Source organism: Actinocorallia herbida (assembly GCF_003751225.1).
Taxonomy (GTDB): Bacteria; Actinomycetota; Actinomycetes; order Streptosporangiales; family Streptosporangiaceae; genus Actinocorallia; species Actinocorallia herbida.
Map to the genome: position 1 here is coordinate 6,204,073 of NZ_RJKE01000001.1, position 17,285 is coordinate 6,221,357.

19 protein-coding genes and 1 CRISPR repeat array are annotated in these 17,285 nt (G+C 67.9%); of the genes, 11 read left to right on the forward strand and 8 right to left on the reverse strand.

What is annotated here, in order from left to right; all coding sequences use genetic code 11:
- Nucleotide 1: 1 nt before the first annotated feature.
- Genes EDD29_RS28190 through EDD29_RS28200 form a run of 3 tightly spaced genes read right to left on the reverse strand, consistent with a single transcriptional unit; the run spans nucleotide 2 to nucleotide 2,333 of the window.
- Nucleotides 2-1,342, reverse strand: coding sequence for an IS630 family transposase (locus EDD29_RS28190; protein WP_246053065.1), 1,341 nt, complete (start codon nucleotides 1,340-1,342; stop codon nucleotides 2-4).
- Nucleotides 1,343-1,398: 56 nt separating this feature from the next.
- Nucleotides 1,399-1,947 carry an IS630 family transposase gene (locus EDD29_RS28195; protein WP_170201618.1) on the reverse strand — a complete coding sequence of 183 codons (549 nt, stop codon included), beginning with the start codon at nucleotides 1,945-1,947 and terminating at the stop codon, nucleotides 1,399-1,401.
- Nucleotides 1,944-2,333 carry a helix-turn-helix domain-containing protein gene (locus EDD29_RS28200; protein ID WP_123667292.1) on the reverse strand — a complete coding sequence of 130 codons (390 nt, stop codon included), beginning with the start codon at nucleotides 2,331-2,333 and terminating at the stop codon, nucleotides 1,944-1,946. Before EDD29_RS28200 ends, EDD29_RS28195 begins: the two co-directional genes overlap by 4 nt.
- 229 nt (nucleotides 2,334-2,562) lie before the next feature.
- Nucleotides 2,563-2,897: a CRISPR direct-repeat array (repeat unit 30 nt; unit sequence GTTCGCTCCGCGCAGGCGGAGGTAGTCCGG).
- 239 nt (nucleotides 2,898-3,136) lie between these two features.
- Here EDD29_RS28200 and EDD29_RS28205 point away from each other — a divergent pair.
- The gene (locus tag EDD29_RS28205) at nucleotides 3,137-4,672 is read left to right on the forward strand and encodes an ISL3 family transposase (protein WP_425454990.1); all 1,536 of its coding nucleotides are present in this window, start codon (nucleotides 3,137-3,139) and stop codon (nucleotides 4,670-4,672) included.
- 97 nt (nucleotides 4,673-4,769) lie between these two features.
- On the opposite strand, the gene EDD29_RS28210 is transcribed toward EDD29_RS28205, so the two are convergent.
- The 4 genes from EDD29_RS28210 to EDD29_RS28225 form a co-directional block, all read right to left on the reverse strand.
- On the reverse strand, nucleotides 4,770-5,384 hold the full coding sequence (locus EDD29_RS28210) for a phosphoesterase PA-phosphatase (protein ID WP_123667294.1): 615 nt from the start codon (nucleotides 5,382-5,384) through the stop codon (nucleotides 4,770-4,772).
- Nucleotides 5,372-6,547 carry an MAB_1171c family putative transporter gene (locus tag EDD29_RS28215; protein WP_123667296.1) on the reverse strand — a complete coding sequence of 392 codons (1,176 nt, stop codon included), beginning with the start codon at nucleotides 6,545-6,547 and terminating at the stop codon, nucleotides 5,372-5,374. The genes EDD29_RS28210 and EDD29_RS28215 overlap by 13 nt, the downstream gene beginning before the upstream one ends.
- Entirely contained in the window at nucleotides 6,544-7,107 is a 564-nt protein-coding gene (locus tag EDD29_RS28220) for an ImmA/IrrE family metallo-endopeptidase (RefSeq protein WP_211359958.1), read from the reverse strand. The genes EDD29_RS28215 and EDD29_RS28220 overlap by 4 nt, the downstream gene beginning before the upstream one ends.
- A 145-nt stretch (nucleotides 7,108-7,252) precedes the next feature.
- On the reverse strand, nucleotides 7,253-7,603 hold the full coding sequence (locus EDD29_RS28225) for a helix-turn-helix domain-containing protein (RefSeq protein WP_211359960.1): 351 nt from the start codon (nucleotides 7,601-7,603) through the stop codon (nucleotides 7,253-7,255).
- A 300-nt stretch (nucleotides 7,604-7,903) separates the two neighbouring features.
- On the opposite strand from EDD29_RS28225, the gene EDD29_RS28230 reads away from it, so the two are divergent.
- From EDD29_RS28230 to EDD29_RS28250, 5 genes are all read left to right on the forward strand, one after another.
- The gene (locus tag EDD29_RS28230) at nucleotides 7,904-8,569 is read left to right on the forward strand and encodes a hypothetical protein (protein ID WP_123667302.1); all 666 of its coding nucleotides are present in this window, start codon (nucleotides 7,904-7,906) and stop codon (nucleotides 8,567-8,569) included.
- 195 nt (nucleotides 8,570-8,764) lie between these two features.
- Nucleotides 8,765-9,103 (forward strand): hypothetical protein, encoded by a 339-nt coding sequence (locus tag EDD29_RS28235; RefSeq protein ID WP_148086119.1) that lies wholly within the window; start codon nucleotides 8,765-8,767, stop codon nucleotides 9,101-9,103.
- Complete coding sequence (locus tag EDD29_RS28240) at nucleotides 9,103-10,572, forward strand: hypothetical protein (protein ID WP_123667305.1); 1,470 nt, start codon at nucleotides 9,103-9,105, stop codon at nucleotides 10,570-10,572. The genes EDD29_RS28235 and EDD29_RS28240 overlap by 1 nt, the downstream gene beginning before the upstream one ends.
- Before the next feature lie 187 nt (nucleotides 10,573-10,759).
- Nucleotides 10,760-11,089 (forward strand): hypothetical protein, encoded by a 330-nt coding sequence (locus tag EDD29_RS28245; protein ID WP_123667307.1) that lies wholly within the window; start codon nucleotides 10,760-10,762, stop codon nucleotides 11,087-11,089.
- Complete coding sequence (locus EDD29_RS28250; RefSeq protein WP_123667309.1) at nucleotides 11,086-12,813, forward strand: relaxase/mobilization nuclease domain-containing protein; 1,728 nt, start codon at nucleotides 11,086-11,088, stop codon at nucleotides 12,811-12,813. Before EDD29_RS28245 ends, EDD29_RS28250 begins: the two co-directional genes overlap by 4 nt.
- On the opposite strand, the gene EDD29_RS28255 is transcribed toward EDD29_RS28250, so the two are convergent.
- Nucleotides 12,770-13,204 (reverse strand): XRE family transcriptional regulator, encoded by a 435-nt coding sequence (locus EDD29_RS28255; protein ID WP_123667311.1) that lies wholly within the window; start codon nucleotides 13,202-13,204, stop codon nucleotides 12,770-12,772. The genes EDD29_RS28250 and EDD29_RS28255 overlap by 44 nt on opposite strands.
- Before the next feature lie 142 nt (nucleotides 13,205-13,346).
- Here EDD29_RS28255 and EDD29_RS28260 point away from each other — a divergent pair, with 142 nt between their 5' ends.
- Genes EDD29_RS28260 through EDD29_RS28280 form a run of 5 tightly spaced genes read left to right on the forward strand, consistent with a single transcriptional unit; the run spans nucleotide 13,347 to nucleotide 17,252 of the window.
- Entirely contained in the window at nucleotides 13,347-13,631 is a 285-nt protein-coding gene (locus EDD29_RS28260; RefSeq protein WP_123667313.1) for a hypothetical protein, read from the forward strand.
- Nucleotides 13,628-14,452, forward strand: a complete 825-nt coding sequence (locus EDD29_RS28265; RefSeq protein ID WP_123667315.1) for a DUF2637 domain-containing protein — start codon at nucleotides 13,628-13,630, stop codon at nucleotides 14,450-14,452. The genes EDD29_RS28260 and EDD29_RS28265 overlap by 4 nt, the downstream gene beginning before the upstream one ends.
- Nucleotides 14,449-16,311, forward strand: a complete 1,863-nt coding sequence (locus EDD29_RS28270; RefSeq protein ID WP_123667317.1) for a toprim domain-containing protein — start codon at nucleotides 14,449-14,451, stop codon at nucleotides 16,309-16,311. Before EDD29_RS28265 ends, EDD29_RS28270 begins: the two co-directional genes overlap by 4 nt.
- Complete coding sequence (locus EDD29_RS28275) at nucleotides 16,308-16,946, forward strand: hypothetical protein (protein ID WP_123667319.1); 639 nt, start codon at nucleotides 16,308-16,310, stop codon at nucleotides 16,944-16,946. The genes EDD29_RS28270 and EDD29_RS28275 overlap by 4 nt, the downstream gene beginning before the upstream one ends.
- 3 nt (nucleotides 16,947-16,949) lie before the next feature.
- Nucleotides 16,950-17,252, forward strand: a complete 303-nt coding sequence (locus EDD29_RS28280; protein ID WP_123667321.1) for a hypothetical protein — start codon at nucleotides 16,950-16,952, stop codon at nucleotides 17,250-17,252.
- Nucleotides 17,253-17,285 lie beyond the last annotated feature (33 nt).

Below are 17,285 nucleotides of genomic sequence, written 5' to 3' on the forward strand. Positions count from 1 at the left end.
CTTACCTTTCCGGACTACCCCATTCTAGTGGGGCCACTGTCCGGAACCTTCGGGGCGGCTCAAGGATCTCTTCGGCGGTCTTGGTCCAGATGAAGGGCCGGGGGTTGCTGTTCCAGTCGTTGATCCAGTCGCGGATGTCGGCTTCCAGGGCCTGGACGCTTTTGTGGGCGCCACGGCGGATCTTCTGGTCGGCCAGGAAGCCGAACCAGCGTTCCACCTGGTTGATCCAGGAGGACCCCGTCGGGGTGAAGTGCATGTGGAAACGTGGGTGCTTGGCGAGCCACGCTTTGATCGCCGGGGTCTTGTGGGTGCCGTAGTTGTCCACGATGAGGTGGACGTCCAGGTCGGCGGGCACGGTCTTGTCGATGGTGATCAAGAACTTCTTGAACTCCGCGGCCCGGTGCTGGCGGTGCATCTGGCCGATGACGGTGCCGTCGGCGATGTCGAAGGCTGCGAACAGGGTGGTGGTGCCGTGCCGGGCATAGTCATGGGTGCGGCGCTCGGGCATGCCCGGCATCATCGGCAGAACAGGTTGCGACCGGTCCAGCGCCTGGATCTGCGACTTCTCGTCCGTGCACAGGACCACCGCCTTCTCGGGCGGGTCGTGGTAGAGGCCGACGATGTCGACGACCTTCTCGACCAGCAGCGGGTCGGTCGACAGCTTGAACGTCTCAGCCCGGTGCGGCTTGAGCCCGAAATCACGCCAGATCCGGCCGATCGTCGACTTCGACAGGCCGCTGCGCTCGGCCATCGACGCCCGCGACCAGTGTGTGGCGTTCTTCGGCGTCTCCTCCAACGTCGCCACCACCACTTCCTCCACCTGATCCAGAGTGATCGACGGAGGCCGGCCCGGCCGCTCCTCGTCCATCAACCCATCCAACCCCAGCCGGACGAACCGGCCACGCCACTTGGAGACGGTGGAGGCGTCCACCCCCAACCGGGCGGCGACGTCCTTGCTGCTCATCCCGTCCGCACACGCCAATATGATCTTCGCTCGCATCGCCAGGACCTGCGCGGACTTCGCCCGCCGAGCCCACCGCACCAGCACCACCCGCTCATCATCACCCACCCTCAGCACGGCCTTGGGCCGGCCCTCCCGAGGCGCATCCAGCAACCCCTCCACCCCACCGCGCGCGAACGCCGCCCGCCACTTGCGCACCGTCGTCACCGACACCCCTAGATCACGCGCCACCCGCGCGTTACTCGCCCCGGGCTCAGCACACGCCAGCACGATCCCCACCCGAAGAGCCAACGCCGACGACTCCACTGACACACCCACCAACCGCGCCCGCTCGACCTCACCCAGCTCGATCTCGACCGCAGCAGGACCCCGATTCGCCATAACAACACGATACATACTTAACCAACGAATTTCAGGCGCAGGACACTAGTGGCGCGTCACGCAACCTTGCTGGGGTAACTGGTCCATGAGCGGATCGGGGAGGTGGCGGCGAAGCTGGTCTTGGGTCGGGCGTGCCGGTTGTGCCAGCGGATGTAGGCGGCGATGACGGTGTTCTGCTGCTCGTGGGTGCGGTGGTCGGTGCCGTTGAGTGCGAAGTAGCGCAGGGCGGCGAACTCGGATTCGATCCAGTTGAGCCAGGAGCCGTAGGTCGGCAGGAACACCAGCTCGACGTCATGTGCGGCGGCCCATGCCCTGACCTCGGGGTGCTTGTGGGGCGAGTAGTTGTCGCAGATGACGTGCAGGCGTTCGCTGGGCCACCGTGCGCGCAGGCTCTTGAGGAAGGACAGGAACTCCCGCCATCGTTTCCGGTGCCGGATCCGGTAGTAGACCTTGCCGGTGGCCAGGTCGAGGGCGCCGAGCAGGTGCCGGACCCCGTCGTTGCGGTTGAACGTGGCGCGCAGCCTGGCCGGATGCCCGCTCGGCCGCCAGGTCTTGCCCTTGCGCGGCTGGAGGTTGAGCGGACCGAACTCGTCGACGCAGATCACCCGGCCTCCCTGCGGCGGGTGTCGTAGAGGGCCAGAACGGCGTGCATTTTGGCGACGAAATCCGGATCGTTCGAGCTCTTCCACGTGGTCGTGGTCTGCCACGACACGCCGCCGGCCTTCAGGATCCCCGCCAGATGCGTGCGGCTCAGCGACGTCACCAGCCCGACGTCCTCGAGGTGGGCGGCCAACTTCGACAGGCTCCAGGTCGAGAACGCGGTGATGCCCCACTCGGCGGGGGTCGTCCGGGCGATCAGGCAGATGCGCTCACGCACCCACTCACCGATCCTCCTCGAACGGCCCCCTCTCCATTTTGGGTCCAGCGCGTCGAACCCCCGCTCATTGAACGCGTGCACCACCGACCGAACGTAATCATCGCTGACCTGCATCAACGACCGAATCGCAGCCGGGGCCTCTTCGTTTCCAGAAGATCAAGATCGAGACATAACGTCGACACCTTGGCCAATGCCAGCCCCGGCAGACCAGGACCGCCGCTGGCGAACACCTCGTCGCCAGCCCGCCCCGGCCCGCCGCCCGCTACGGTGGAGCACATGCCACGCCGCAACCAACTAGGATCTCAAAAACATAACGCCCCCATATAAGCCCAGGTCGCGAAGGGTTCGCTCCGCGCAGGCGGAGGTAGTCCGCCGCGTCCGACGCGGCCCAGGAGGAGCTGGCGGTTCGCTCCGCGCAGGCGGAGGTAGTCCGTCCTTGTGTTCCTGCGGCTGTGATATCTGCGTGTTCGCTCCGCGCAGGCGGAGGTAGTCCGTCCTTGTGTTCCTGCGGCTGTGATATCTGCGTGTTCGCTCCGCGCAGGCGGAGGTAGTCCGGCCCGCACCGCGACGGAGACGGCGCTCACCGAGTTCGCTCCGCGCAGGCGGAGGTAGTCCGGTCGCGTTGCCACTGCTCAGAGCTGAGATCGAGTTCGCTCCGCGCAGGCGGAGGTGGGACTGTTCCGCGAAGGGCTCTGTTGTGAAACCGGTGGTAACTCAAAGTGGCCGTCCTCGTTCCGGACATTCGCACCCTTCGCGCCACCTCCGGGAGCACTGTCGATAACGAAGTGTCGGTCCCCGGATCACCGAGAACTACGGCAAACCACAGATCTCGGGCATGCACGCTCCGTCACCACCGAATCTGAAACAGAGCCCCGTAATCGGTGGTAGCTCTGTGTGATTTCGTGGCAGGCTGGAGGGTGCTGAGGGCTGAAGAGCTGGTCGGGGTGGTGTTCGCGGGGTTGTCCGCGCTGGTCATCGAGGACGTCGTGGAGGGCGGCGAGGTGATCCGGGTGAGGGCGAGGACGCGTGAGGAGCAGGTGCCGTGCCCGGTGTGCGGGACGTTGACGGGCCGTGTGCATGGCAGGTTCGGCCGGACGGTCGCGGACGTGCCGGTGGATGGGCGTCGGGTGGTGGTGTCGGTGCGGGTGCGGCGGCTGGCCTGCCAGGCGTGGTCGTGTTCGCGCAGGACGTTCCGGGAGCAGGTGCCGGGCCTGCTGGAGCGGTATCAGCGGCGGACCAGCCGTCTGGCCGACCAGCTGGGTGCGGTCGTGCGGGAACTCGCCGGCCGGGCGAGCGCTCGGATGTCAGCTGCTCTGGCGGTGGGTCTGTCGAGGTCGACCGCGTTGCGGCTGCTGGCAGCCTTGCCGCTCCCGCAGGTCCAGGTGCCCAGAGTGCTCGGGGTGGACGACTTCGCGTTGAAGCGCCGTCACCGATACGCAACGATCCTGATCAACGCCGAGACCAGCGAACCGGTCGACGTCCTACCGGGCCGCGGCGCAGTCATCCTGGAGGAGTGGCTGCGGACGCATCCCGGAGTCGAGGTCGTGTGCCGAGACGGCTCCCTCGTCTATGCCGAAGCCGTCCGGCGGGCGCTGCCCGAGGCAGTGCAGGTCAGTGACCGGTGGCATCTGTGGCGGAACCTGTGCGACAAGACCTTGGCCGAGGTCCGATCCCACTCAGCGTGCTGGGCGACCGTCAACCCGCCCTGCCCCGGTGGCGTCCGCGAGCAGACGACCCGGGAACGCTGGCAGCAGATCCACAACCTCCTCGACCAGGGCATCGGCCTGCTGGAATGTGCCCGCCGCCTCGACATCAACCTCAACACCGTCAAACGCTACGCCCGCCGCGGCGAACCCGAGGAACTCCGGATCGCGCCCCGCTACCGGGCCACGCTCGTCGACCCCTACCGCGACCACCTGCGCGCCCGCCGCGCCGAAGACCCCGCAGTCCCCGTCACCCAGCTCCTGCGAGAGATCAAGGAACTCGGCTACACCGGCAGCCTCAACCTTCTCTACCGCTACCTCAATCAGGGCCGCGCCGAAGGCGACCGGCCCGTCACCACCCCACGCCACCTCGCCCGCCTGCTCCTCACCCACCCCGACCACCTTCGCGACAAGGACGCCGACCTGCTGCGCGACCTCACCGCCGGCTGCCCCGAACTCACCGAACTCGCCCGCCTCATCGATGCCTTCGCGCAACTCCTCACCCCCGCCGACGGCAACGACGTCCTGCTCTCCGCCTGGATCACCGACGCCCGCGCCGCTGACCTGCCCCACCTGCACAGCCTCGCCAAAGGCCTCGACCTCGACCGCCCCGCCGTCAACGCCGCGCTCACCCTGCCCTTCCACAACGGCCGCACCGAAGGCGTCAACACCCGCACCAAAAGAATCATGAGACAGATGCACGGACGCGCTGGCTTCGAGCTCCTCCGCCACCGCATCCTCCTCTCCTAAACCACGGAGAGCTACCACCGATTACGGGACAGAGCCCTTCGCGGAACAGTCCCCCTACTGGGGCACGGTGCTTCTCGTGCCGCTCGGCAGATCTTGGTCAGTGCGTCAGCAGAAGCGGCAGGGCGGCAGCGAGTGCGCCGATGGGGATGGCTGTGAGAACTTGGGCGGTGGTGTGGTGGGTGAGGGCTGTGCGAGCCCAGGCGATCAGCAGCAGGAGTGGGGACAGGGCGAGGAAGCTGGTGCCGTAGAGAAGCACGAGGACGGTGGCTGCGGCAGCCGCCACACCCGTGTGGAAGCTGATCTTCCAAAGGGCTGTGATCGGTGCGCCGACGAGGCCGCCGGTGAGGATGGCGGTTTGGGTGGTCAGGATGTCGGCGGGGGCGTTGAGGTTGTGCAGAACGGCGATGCCCAGGAGGACGAGGGTGATGGCGAGGATGAGGGGGACGAGGCGGTGACGTCGGGTGGTGAGGTGGTGGTCGGCGTAGCGACCGACGAGGACTCCGGCGAGGATGACGAGCATGGGGGCGATGCTGCAGAAGAAGGCGCCTGCCAGGCCCCAGGCCAGGCCGTTGTCACCGGAGTTGAAGCCGACGGTCAGGAAGAGCGCGACGATGACGGTCCACGGGGCGAAGATCTCGGTGATGATTCTGGCGCTGCGCTCCCGCGAGGTCGAGCGGTCGGGGGCCGCGCGATCGGACTTCACTTCGGACATGGGTCGCCTTCCACAATGAGCGCAGGTTGCGGCGGGAACGGTAGAGGTGAGAAGAAGGCGCGGCTCACGGCTTCCAGCCATGCGGCTTCTTCGGGCAGGTCGGTGCTTTGCGGTCTGGTCAGTTCGAGGGTGGGCACCGCTCTTGTGGAGCCTCCGGTTCGCCGGGCTTCGAGGGCGGCGGCGAGCAGGGTTCCGTTGACCGCGGCTTCGAGGCTTGGTCCGCTGAGCCCTGCCTCTGCTGCGGCCCTGTGCGCGAGTGCTTCCCATTGCGGGTCTCGGTAGGGGGCAAGGGTGAGCCGCGCATCGTGGATCTCGATGACGCGCCGGTAGAGGCGCTCGCGCATATCGCCTCTGTGCGGGTCGAGCACGAGGTGCGGAAGCTCGCCGGTCAGGGTGCGCCACAAGGGTTCCAGGCGCCGGTAGGCATGGCGGTAGCGGAGGCGTTCGATGAGTGCGGCTCCCCAGGAACCCACGGTCAGGCCGGCGACGATGAACGTCGCGGACGTCATCGCCAGGACCGGACCGATGATCCCTTCCGTTCCCAAGGTCGGCAGGTGCCAGAACTTGGAGAGGGCGAAAAAGGCTTTGTAGAGGCAGTACAGCAGGCCGATCGCGCTGCCCGCCCCGCCCAGCCGCAAGCCCGCGCGGAGCGCCGCGTTGCGCGCCTTGGAGGCGTGCGACCACGCCAGTCGCAGGGCGTCTCCCAGCGTCGCGGCGAGGTAGCACAGGTACAGGAGCAGGTACGCGACGACTGGGCCTCGATGGCCGTGGACGTGAACGAAGTCCGGATGGTCGTGCAGTCCCGTGGTCAGCAGGAGCGCTCCCATCGTGCCGATCACCGCGAGGAGGGTGAGCGCTTTGCGGCGGAGCTGCGCCGGCGCGAGTCCGTCTCCAGCGATGAAGGCCATGGCGATCTGGATGCTGCATCCGGCTGCCAAGGTTGCGCTGTTGCCGAGCCACCGGGCGCTGTTGGGCGCGCCCGTCCAACCGTCGATGGCGAGACGGGAGGCAGGTGCCAGCGTGACGAAGGCGAGGCTCAGCAGGGCCAGGGTCGAGCAGGTGCCGCGCAAGGACGATGAGCCGGGGTCGCGGCTCAGGTCTCGCAGCTTGTAGAGGGCGCCGACAAGGCACAGGCCCGCCAAGAGGTAGTAGGCGTGCGTCATCTCCCGCGGCGCCCGCCTTGGCCCCAGGCGCTTTCGATGCGGGAGTGGACGTCCGTCACCGCGTTGTTCGGAGCGGGAGCACGGTCACCGTACCGGGCGCGCCGCAGGAACGCTGAGGCGAAGGCCTCCGCCTCTCGCTCTTTTCGCGTGGTGTACGAGGCCCGCTTCAGCGCCCGCTCGACCGTCTCGGGATCGAGGTCGGGGAAGAGGACGCGCTGGAGGTCTGCGGCGGCGAGGTCGCTCGCGTGGTCGAAGAGCAGATGCCCCAACTCGTGGGCGATGATGTGCTCCCGGTGCAGCGGCGTCGAGCCGGGCATATAGAAGACGACGTCGACGCCTGCGGCGCTGATCAGCATGCCGTAGGGGAGGCCATCGGCCGAGCCGCCCACCGGCATCGGTTCCAGACGAATCGCTCTCCCCCTCCACCGCTGGAACCGGGACAGGAACTCATCCATATCGAAGGGTGACGAAAATAGTCCATGCCGGACAAGATTCGCGACCAGCCGATCGAACTGCTGGTCGATGCTTTTCGCCCGCTTGAGGCGACCCGACCAGTTCACCCGCTGAAGCAGAGACGCACATGAGACACGATGCCGAATGCTACTTGCGGCCTGAGAGTTGTGCGCGGACTTCACAGAATCGCTTCGACGCCCTCATCCGAATCCGAACCTGCACGGGTTCACGAGGAGCCTGGGCCCGACAGCATCAGCCCGAACTGCCGGGATCACCGCGGTAGGAGCTCTCGATCTCGGCGGTTCTGACGATCATCTCGGCGACCATCTCCCGGCCCGCCGGTGAGAGGTCGAAGAACGTGCGGAGCTGGACTCCGTGAATACCGGCCTCTCTCAGGACGGACAGGAGCTCGATCTGGTTCCTGATCCCAGTCGATTCGCCCTCCTCGAAGAAGTACGCCGGACTCACCCCGAAGAACGCCGCGAGGCCCTCAAGGACACGCTTAGTAGGATTGTCCGACTTTCCGGTTCGAAGTCTCCATAGCGTGTTGTGGGAGACCTTCTCCCCCGTAATCCTCTCAATCCCCTCTGCGACCTCATGCAAGGAATAGGGGCCTCGGCCAGCCGGATGCATGGTCCGGAACAGATGGTCGATTTTATCTGCAAGCCCCGCTGCATCATCCGGAACTTCATCTTTTGTGGGATTCATACCTTTTTCACCCGCCCCCTGACCTCTCCGCCTCGCATCCACGACACACCCTATTGAGCCCCGACCGAATCGTTGACAACACACCCGCACGGTTCCTAATCTCCAACCGCCGCACTTCACATTTGTGTGACGGCACAAGAGGCAAATTCACACGCAAGTGAAGACGCCGCATCCAGGCAATCCCGGAGGTTCGCAGTGGTACAGAAAAACGACATTTTGCACGCCCTACTGGCAGACATCTCGGAAACGGCCGAGGGGCAGGCACACGACGCAACGCAGCGCGCCAGGACCGCCTCCCGGTTCCCCCGTTGCACCCATGGCGACACAGCTCAGCGCTTCCCGCCGACTCCGGCACTGACCGTACGCGCGAGCGCCGCAGAGCCGCAGGCGGTCATGCGGACCTTCTTCACCAACCTGCTCGCGAACGGGCCGAGGAGACTTCAGGCGATCATCGATCGCGAGGAGCTCGACCGGTTGTTCACCGGCCGTGCCGACGAGGTGGACTGGTCCGACCTCGCTCCGCGCCTTCTCCTGTTCGACGGCCTCGAACAAGTCATCGAGCACCTCGAGGGCGAGTTCAGGGGAGGCGGCGACGCGTCCATGGATGGAGCGCCCCGCATGTTCTGGTTCACCACGCCGGGCCCGGACCACGACGTGGTCCTGCGCACGCTCGAACCGCTGGAGCCCGGCGGGTTCGTCGGGGTGCTCCTGGGCCTCGAACCGCACGGGCCTGCGGTCTACGCCTTCGACCGCACCTCGCACCGATCGCGGCGCCGCTTCCGAGGTCCGGCGGCACCGTGCCTCCTCTCGGAGGACGCGGCAATTCTCCTCCTTCACCAAAAATCGGATGTCGGAGCATAGCCGCGCGAGAAAATTCACTGCCGAATTTCGCGCCTCACGCCTCATGGGGTGGCACATGCCCCCTCCAAGATGATTTTCTGAAGTAGATCAAAACCGGTTGGCGCCGATTATAAGCAACAACGATCGGCGCCAACCGTATCGCCGCAAAGATCACATAACCACCCCATCTCCATACACGACTCAATAAGGAGACACATGAACGATTCAACGGAAATGTTCAATAAGTCCGTTCATAACGCCGCCGCTTTGATACTCGGTGCGCTCACCGAGGTCCGGCGCGAGAGTCACGGGGCTGAAGACGCCGCGACGAGATGGGGTGAGGCCGATGACCAGATGACGGAGGCTTTGGAGAGCCTCGCTCCGCTCATCGCCTCGGCCCCGGTGACCGGGGCGTCCTCGGACCCGCGTGCAGCGCTCGGCGAGGCCGCCGAGTCCCTCGAACGCGCCGTCGAAGTGGCTCCGGATGCGGATGGCAAGCTCGCCTGCCTTGAGGCCGCCGTCCACGTCAGCCGCGCGATGAGGGCGCTTCTCTAGTGCGCCCGGCTCGCTTCGGTGATCTCGTCTCGGTGGCGCGCGAGCACTGGACCGAGGCCCTGCAGTGGTCCTCGGTCCAGGGGCGGCTCGAAGACCCGACCTTGGACGCCGCCTTCGAACGGTCCGTCACCGTGCTCCTGCGGTATGCGGAGCGGATCGAGGTCGGCTTCGGCTGGCGTCCCCGGAACCCGGGCTTCACCCAGGACGCGAGCGCGTGCGCCGACAGCCTGCGCGACGTCCTCGCGTTCATGCCGTCCGACGAGGCGGCGCGAGCGGTGCGCAAGAGCGACGTGGCGCGGAGCCTCATGCTCGGCAGCGAGGCCCTCGGCTGCGGGTTGGACCTGCTGTCGGCGCACTTCGAGGTCGGCCGCGACGGAGGACTTCGAGCGGTCACCGACATCGGGCGGGAGATGACGGGCTCGGTCGGCGCCAAGTCGTTCTTCGGCGTGGTGTCAGACCACTCACGGCAACTCGCCGACGTGGCCGCCGCGTCGGGCCGTCAGGAACTCGCGTCGAAGCTCAGGGTCGCCTCCTCTTTCGGCACCCGATACGCGACCCGGCCCAGGCGGCAGATCATGAACGCCGTACTGCCGGAGAAGCGCTCTCAATCTCAACAGGTGTCCAGAACCGCGATTCTGAGAGAGCCGGGTGAGGAGCGGCTTCCTGCGAAGGTCCCCCTTCTCGACGGCGAAGACCGCAACCGGGCCTTGGCGGGGCTCAAGGCGAGCACCGCCTGGTTCGTCAGGGCAGGGACCCCGTCATCGGCCAGGACCTGGCGTTCCCTGGCGACGTCCACGTTGATGACCTGCGAGATCAGCGGGCTGCTCACCCGGATGCTCATGGCCCGCGCGCGCGAGCTGGGGCTGGCGAAGGAAGTCCAGGCGCTCGCCACGGTGGAGGCTCGTATCGGCGAGCTCACCGAGCAGTGGTCCGGGATCCGGGACCTGTGGCGTGGAGTCCGCTGTTCGAGCGGGTCGACCCTGGATTCGCTGGCGGTCGACGCGGGAGAGGTCGTCGTGCGGCTCGGACGTCTCGCCTACGCCGACCGGGCATGGAGGCCGACCGGCGGAGCAGTCTTCAAAACGATCCCTCCGAGAGCCCTAGCCCCCGGGACAAACGGCTTCGGCGAGATCACGGGAGCCGTCACCGACGCACTCACCGTCTGCCGAACGTCTGCGGCCTGGGGCTCCGCTGCGCTGGGCGGACCGATCTCAGGGCTGGTCTCTCCCGAGCAGTTCGAGCCCCGCCGCGAGAGGTTTTGGCAGAGCTACCAGAAAGCCGACCAGGCGGCGCTGGACGCGGAGACGGCCATGACGGCAGCGAGGAAGTCCTTGGCCGGCGCCACGGGAACACCTGACCGTCAGGCCCAGCAGAGCTTCCCGAACCCGGCGAACTCCAGAACGGCGCCAAGAGCCGATGTCCGGCCGCGGAACTCCACACAGCGCAGGGGCCGCTCCCGAGCGCCGTGACGCTCGCTCGGGCTCCAGGATTTCTGCCGGGGCCGCTTCGCGGGGCAAGAGATAGATAAAGGCAACTTACGTCCTGACCGGGCGCGGTTCAGGGTGCGGACCGGGCGCGGTCCGAGGAAGGAAAGTGGGAAAGCTGGCTGTTCGAAGAAGGACGAGAAGAGCTCATGGACGGAGTCGTCGGGTCGTCATGCGCCTCGACGACGTCGAGTTCGAGGCGTTGGGCCTCGCGGCGAATCGGCAGGACCTGTCGCTCGGCGCGTACGGCGCGATGGTCTGCATGGCTCATGTTCGAGGCCTCGACTCTGCCGAGCAGGAGGGGCTGCGGGACCTGCTGAAGGGCCTGGTCGCCGCTTCTGCTCAGGTCCGGCGGGTCGGGGTGCTGTTCAACCAGGTCGTCGCGCGGCTGAACGCGACCGGTGAGGTGCATGAGTCCCTATCGGCCTACGGTGCCGCAGTCACTCGGACGCTGAGCCGGGTCGATGACGCCGTCGAGCACATACGGATCCGCCTTTCGTGATCGGCAAGGTGTTGCGGGGGCAGCGGGTCGGTGGGCTTCTCCGGTACCTCTTCGGTCCCGGGGCTCGTGGCGAGCACGAGGACCCGCGGATCGTCGCCGGCTTCGGGGAGACTGCCGAGCTGGAGCCGGCGCTCTCGTCGCTTGGTCGGCGGGATTTCCGGAAGCTGGAGGCGCTCATGTCGCAGCCGCTGTCCCTGCTCGATCCGCTGGGCGGAGTGAACCGTCCGGTCTGGCACTACCCGATCCGCGCTCATCCGGACGATCCGGTGCTGACGGATGAGCAGTGGGCGGAGATCGCGCGGGAGGTCGTGCACGCCGTCGGCTACGCCCGCCGCGATGACGAAGGGGGCTGCCGCTGGTTCGCGGTGCGGCATGCCGACGACCACATTCACCTCGTCGTCACCCTCGCCAGGCAGGACGGCACGCGGCCCGAGGTGCGCAATGACGCACTGCGGGGACGGCAGGCCCTGCTGCGGATCGAGCGGAGGCTGGGGCTGGTGCGCACGGCGCCGGCCGATCGTACGGCGGCCCGGAGAGCCACCCGAGGAGAGATGGAGAAGGCCGGACGAGTGGGGCGCTCAGAGCCCTCTCGGGACACGTTGCGAAGGGTCGTCACCACGTGTGCCGCGCGAGCACGCTCGGAGGCCGAGTTCTTCGAGCTTCTCAGAGGGGAAGGACTCGTCGTCAAGACGCGGGAGAGCCGGGTGCAGCCTGGTGAGATCACCGGCTACGCGGTCGGGCTTGCTGGCGATGTCGCCGCTGGTGGCGCTTCGGTCTGCTTCGGCGGCGGCCGACTGGCCTCCGATCTGACGCTTCCCCGGCTGCGGCGTCGATGGCCTTCTGGAGCTGTCCGGGCCGATCCGCGTGATCCGGATCGTTCCGCGGTGTGGGGAGAGTCGCTCTCCCTACCGACGGTCAGAGCGGTCTTGCGGAGGACCCTACGGGAGTGCGCCGAGGGCGCGGCGAGCCTCGACGAGTTCTTCTCCCGCGTGGAGCAGGCGGGGATGCTGCTGAAGGTCCGTTACAGCGAACGCGTCCCTGGTCAGGTCACCGGGTATTCCGTCGCCCTTCCGGGCGATCTGGAGCCTCCCGGATCGATCCGCTGGCACGGAGCGGCGCGGATCGATCCTTCCCTCAGTCCTTCTCGGCTCGCGGAGGCGCGCCGGTCCGAGGCGCCCATGACCCATGAAGAGCTGCAAGGCATCTACGACGATGCGGCGAGGGCGGCGTCCGCGGCGGCGGAGCGCATTCGAAACCTCGTCGGCGTCGATCCCAAGGCCGCTCATGATGCCGCTCGGGCTGTCTCCGACGTCCTGCATGTGGCTTCTTGGGCGACCGGGAACCACCATCTGCGCCGGGCCGCGGACGACTTCGATCGGGCCGCAAGGCCTCCGAACGCCGTTGTCCCACGGCCGTCCCCGGCGGGTCGGCGGCTTCGGACCTCGGCGCGGCTCCTGTCGCTGGGCGGGCTCGTCGGCAACCGGACGACGCTGGATGTGCTCGCGCTGGCCGTGGCGCTCTCGCGGGCGACCCGGGAGGTCGGCGTGCTCCGCGCCTCCGAAGGCCGCCATGCCCAGGCCTCCGCCGCGTACCGCTGCGCCGCTCACCTGGACGAGCTCGTGCCCGGTGCCAAGGCGCGCCGCGTGGCTTCGTTCTCGGCCGAGCGGACCGCGTCGCGGGTCAGCCCCGACGTCGCCGGTCGGCGGCGGCCGCGGCGAGGATGACATCGTCGAGGAGGAAACGCGCTTCCGGCGAGAGGCCGATGAGTGCCCGGAGCACGTCGGAGCGGATCACCCCGTCGCGCAGGCCGCGCAGCAAGGCCTGGTCGACGAGGCCGACGTCGATCGGCGCGGCTTCGTCGGCGAAGCCGAAGTAGCCGATGGGCACGCTGAAAAAGGTCGCCAGCGCGGTGAGCGTCTTGAGCTGCGGGTTGTCCTGGCGTCCGGTGCGCAGCTTCCACACGGTCGTCGAGGAGATCTCCTCCCCCGTCCGTGCCGCTATGGCTTGGGCGATCTCGACGTTCGTGCCCGAGGCCGGAACGTCGTCCGGCCACGAGTTCGCGATCAGCCACTCGATCCTGTCGGCGAGCGTCGCCGCGGTTGAAACCGTTCCCACCAGTCAACTCCTCAAAAAAATGACGCGCCACGCCATCGCCTTTGATTGACGCGACCCGTCGCCGTCTTGCATGGTTCTCCGCATCAGTGACTTTAGGTGACGACACGGTGACTCGTCAGCTAGCAACACTCGGGGGACTCACGTGACCACGACCATCGACAACGACCTTCTCGCCCGCCAGGAACTCATGGACGAACTCCACCACCTTCTGCAGGAGCGCGGCATGAACGTCCGGCTGCGCAGACACCCGAGCGGTATCCCGAAGCTCAAGGTCAGGTCCGGGACCTGGACCGAGACGGTGCAGTGCGCGGGTGCCGAAGGCGTTTACGCGTTCGTCACCGCCCACGGCCGCCTGCTCGGCAGCGGTGACGAGCTGCGCACCGTCGCGGACATCGTCCAGTTCATGGCCACCCGGCGGCAGCGGTGACCGGCAGCAGGACCCTCCTGTGGTGCCGGCTGGCCCTCGTTCCTCCCATCGCCGCCCTCGCAGTGCTCGGAGCCATCGGCTCCTTCGCCACCGTCCGGGCGGCGGCCGTTCCGTACTTCGGCGCCGACCTCGCCTGGATCGTGCCCGTTGGACTGGATCTCGGCATCCTCGTCCTCATCTGCTGGGACCTCCTGCTCGAACTCGACGACACACCCTGGCCCGTCCTGCGCTGGATCGCCTGGTCCTACATCGGCGGCACCGTCCTGGTGAACACCTCCGCCGCCCACGGAGACCCCGCCGCCACGGCCGCGCACGCGGCCATGCCCGTCCTGTTCATCACCGTCACCGAAGGAGTGCGCTTCCAAGTCCGGCGCAGGGCGGGCCTGGCGTCCTCATCCGGCCGGGAGCGGATTCCCCGCGCGCGGTGGCTCCTCGCCCCTGTCTCCACGACGCTCCTGTGGCGCAGGATGGTCCTCTGGCAGGTCGCTTCCTACACCCGGGCCCTCGAACTGGAGCAGGAGAGACTCATGCTGATCTCGCAACTCCAACAGAAGCACGGCCGCTTCTCCTGGCGGTGGCGCGCCTCCGTCGCCGAACGGCTGATGCTGAAGACTCCCCCAGCCGAAGACACCCCCGAAGAAGACGAGGAGCTGGTACTCGCCGCCTGCCTCATCCTGGCTTCGCACGAGGCGGACGGCCGGCGTATCAGCAACACCGGCCTTGCCCGGAAGCTGCGGGATGACGGCCACAGCGTGGCCAACGAGCGTCTCGCAGGCGTCGTCCGCGCCGCGCGGGCCCGGATGAACGGGGCACTCCCGTGAGGAACGACCTCGAAGCACTCCTCCGAACGATCACCCGCCAAGAGCTGGAGCGCGTGCACCGGGGCGAACTCGCCTGGGAGACCGTCGTGGAACGGATGGCCGCCTACGGCCGATACGGCTTCGCCAACGTCCTGCTGATCGGCGCCCAGCGGGAGGTGACCGACGTCCGAACGTTCGAAGAGTGGAAGGCGGCGGGGAGGCGGGTCCGCAAGGGCGAACACGCCATCCGCGTCCTCTCCCGCCAGGGCAAGCCCCGATCTGTCTTCGACCTCGCCCAGACCTCCGGTCCCGAGACTGTCCTCGGTACAGCGGACAGACCCGCATGGCAGAGTGTGAAGGCGCTCGCCACATCACGGCGCCTCTTCGTGGACCGCGGCAGCACCTGGTCCTACCTAGGCGATCCGAGCAAGCGCGTCGTCATCCCGCCCGGGCTCGATGACGACGCCGCCGCGCTCTTCCTGGCTCACCAGCTGGCGCACATGGTCCTGCACCGGGGCGAACTCGACGATGGCAGCCGCGTATGCGCGGGGATCGGCAAGGTCGAGGCCGACTCCGTCGCGGCCATCGTCGCGCGCGAACTCGGCCTGCCGATCACACCGGCGACGGCTCCGGTCTCCTCCTGGGCGGGCACCGACCCGAGGTCCCGGCCCCTGAAGACGATCGAGCACGTCGGAGGACGGATACTGCGCGCGGCGGCCGTGCTCCGCCGCGACCTACAGAAAGCAGCGAACGAGCCGACGGCGGAGGCGAAGGACCGATCGGCCGCCGAAGAACCGACAGCAGAGCCACCCGACCGAGCGCTCCTCGAAGCCCTCAAGGCAGCCCATCTCTTCTTCGTCGGCCGATTCCCCACGTCATGGGCTCCCGGCTATCTGACGAGACGCGGCTTCCCCGAGGCCTACCAGCTCCAGCGGCAGGCAGGATACGCACCGAACGGCTGGCGCGGGCTCCTCGATGCCCTGACTTCTCAAGGCTTCCCCCTGGAGACGCTCGTCGAGGCCGGACTGGTGAAGGTCCGCAACGGCCGCGCCTTCGACGTCTTCCGGGACCGCCTCGTCGTCCCCGTCCGCAGCGAGCACGGCGAGGTCGTCGGCTTCATCGGCAGAGCAGCCCCAGGCGACACCGGCCCCAAGTACCTCAACAGCCCGGAAACGCCCGTCTACAAGAAGGGCGCGCTTCTCTATGGCCTCCACGAAGCAGCTCCGAAGCTCGCCGCAGGCGCCCGCCCCGTCATCGTCGAAGGCGTCCTCGACGCCTGGGCGATCGACCTGTCCTCCGACGCCCACGCGGCCGTCGCCCCGAGCGGAACCGCCCTCACCGAGGACCAGGTCGGCCTCCTCGCCGGCGCCGCCGACCTCACCACCCGCGGCCCTCTCCTCGCCCTCGACGGCGACACCGCCGGCCGCCGCGCCACCGCCCGCGTCTGGAAGGCGTTCACGCAGGTCAGCGGAAATGTCGGCGCCATATGCTTCCCTGACTCCCAAGATCCAGCCGACCTTTTCCTGCACCACGGACCCGTAGGAGTCCGCCATGAACTCGCACAAGAACGCGACCTCATCGAGCACGTCCTCGACGCCGCGATCGCCGAAGGCCTCGCCCGGGGAGATCCCGCATCCGCGCTGCGGACAGCCGCCGAAGCCATCATCGGCCTCGGCCGTCACAACGCCGCACGGCACGCAGCCCGCGTCGCCCAAGGCCTCGACATCGACCCGCGAGAAGTGACCCGGCACCTCATCAACGCCGCCTCTCCCCCGGCCAGAGCCTCGGAGACCTTCCCGTTAGCCGCGACCACCGCCCACACGGACCCGCCCCCTCCGACCCCGAAAACACGCCACGACAGCAGGAGCAGACGACCATGAACGAACACCACGCCGACCCTTTCCACGACGCCGTTTCCGAGGGCGGCCAGCGCCTCGTGCAGATCCTGGCCGCCGCGACCATCGGCAAACGGACCTTCATGGAATGGCGCGAACGACGACGATCCGCCGCGGCCGCCCGCGAGCACCTCGCAGCACAGGCCGCCGACTCGCTGATCGCCGCCAGCTACGCCGATGCCTACACCGCCTTCTCCCGGGCACTCGACCCCGCCTGGCTTCGCGAAGCGAGCCTCTTGGAAACCGCCCAAGCCTGGGGAACCGCGATCCCCCACATCCACGAGAAGCCGGACGCCACACAAGCCGTATCCCTCTGTGAAGAACGCCTACGCCACCTCCACCCACACGGCATGTCCCACTACGACCGCTTCCGCACCGATGGCGCCGACCACCTCACCGCCATGCGCGCCGCCCTCCCCTACCTGGCCCGCGACCCCCGCACCCACACCGGCCACCCGGCCGCCCCGAAGCCGGAACTCACCTCACCCAACGCCGCCGACCTCGCCGCAGAAAGCTTTCCCTACACGGCCGCCGAAGCCATCCGCCGAGGAACCCGCACCACCCACGCAGGCTCCCACCGAACCCCGACACTCGACCGCACCCGCCGAAGGACGAGGTGACCCGTGACCGACCTCATCACCCCGGACGAGCAGATCATGCTCCTCCTCGCCGGCGTCATCCTCCTCTTCATCGGCCCCTCCCTCACCGTCCTCTTCCGAGGCTGCCCCGGCCTCACCGACTTCCTCGTCCTCAACGCCCTCGCCTTCGCCATGCCCGCCGCCCTCATCGTCATCTGGCCCCTCGCCTTCCTCTGGCCCGGCCCCCTGCCGCCCATCCCGCACCCCAAGCCGTCCCCGCGCCGCCCGCTACCCGGACCGCCCCAGGGAGGCGTCACCCTGATGAGCTCCCGACGCGTCCCCGATTGACCGCCTCCCGGCCGCTGAGCGGTTCGCCCACAT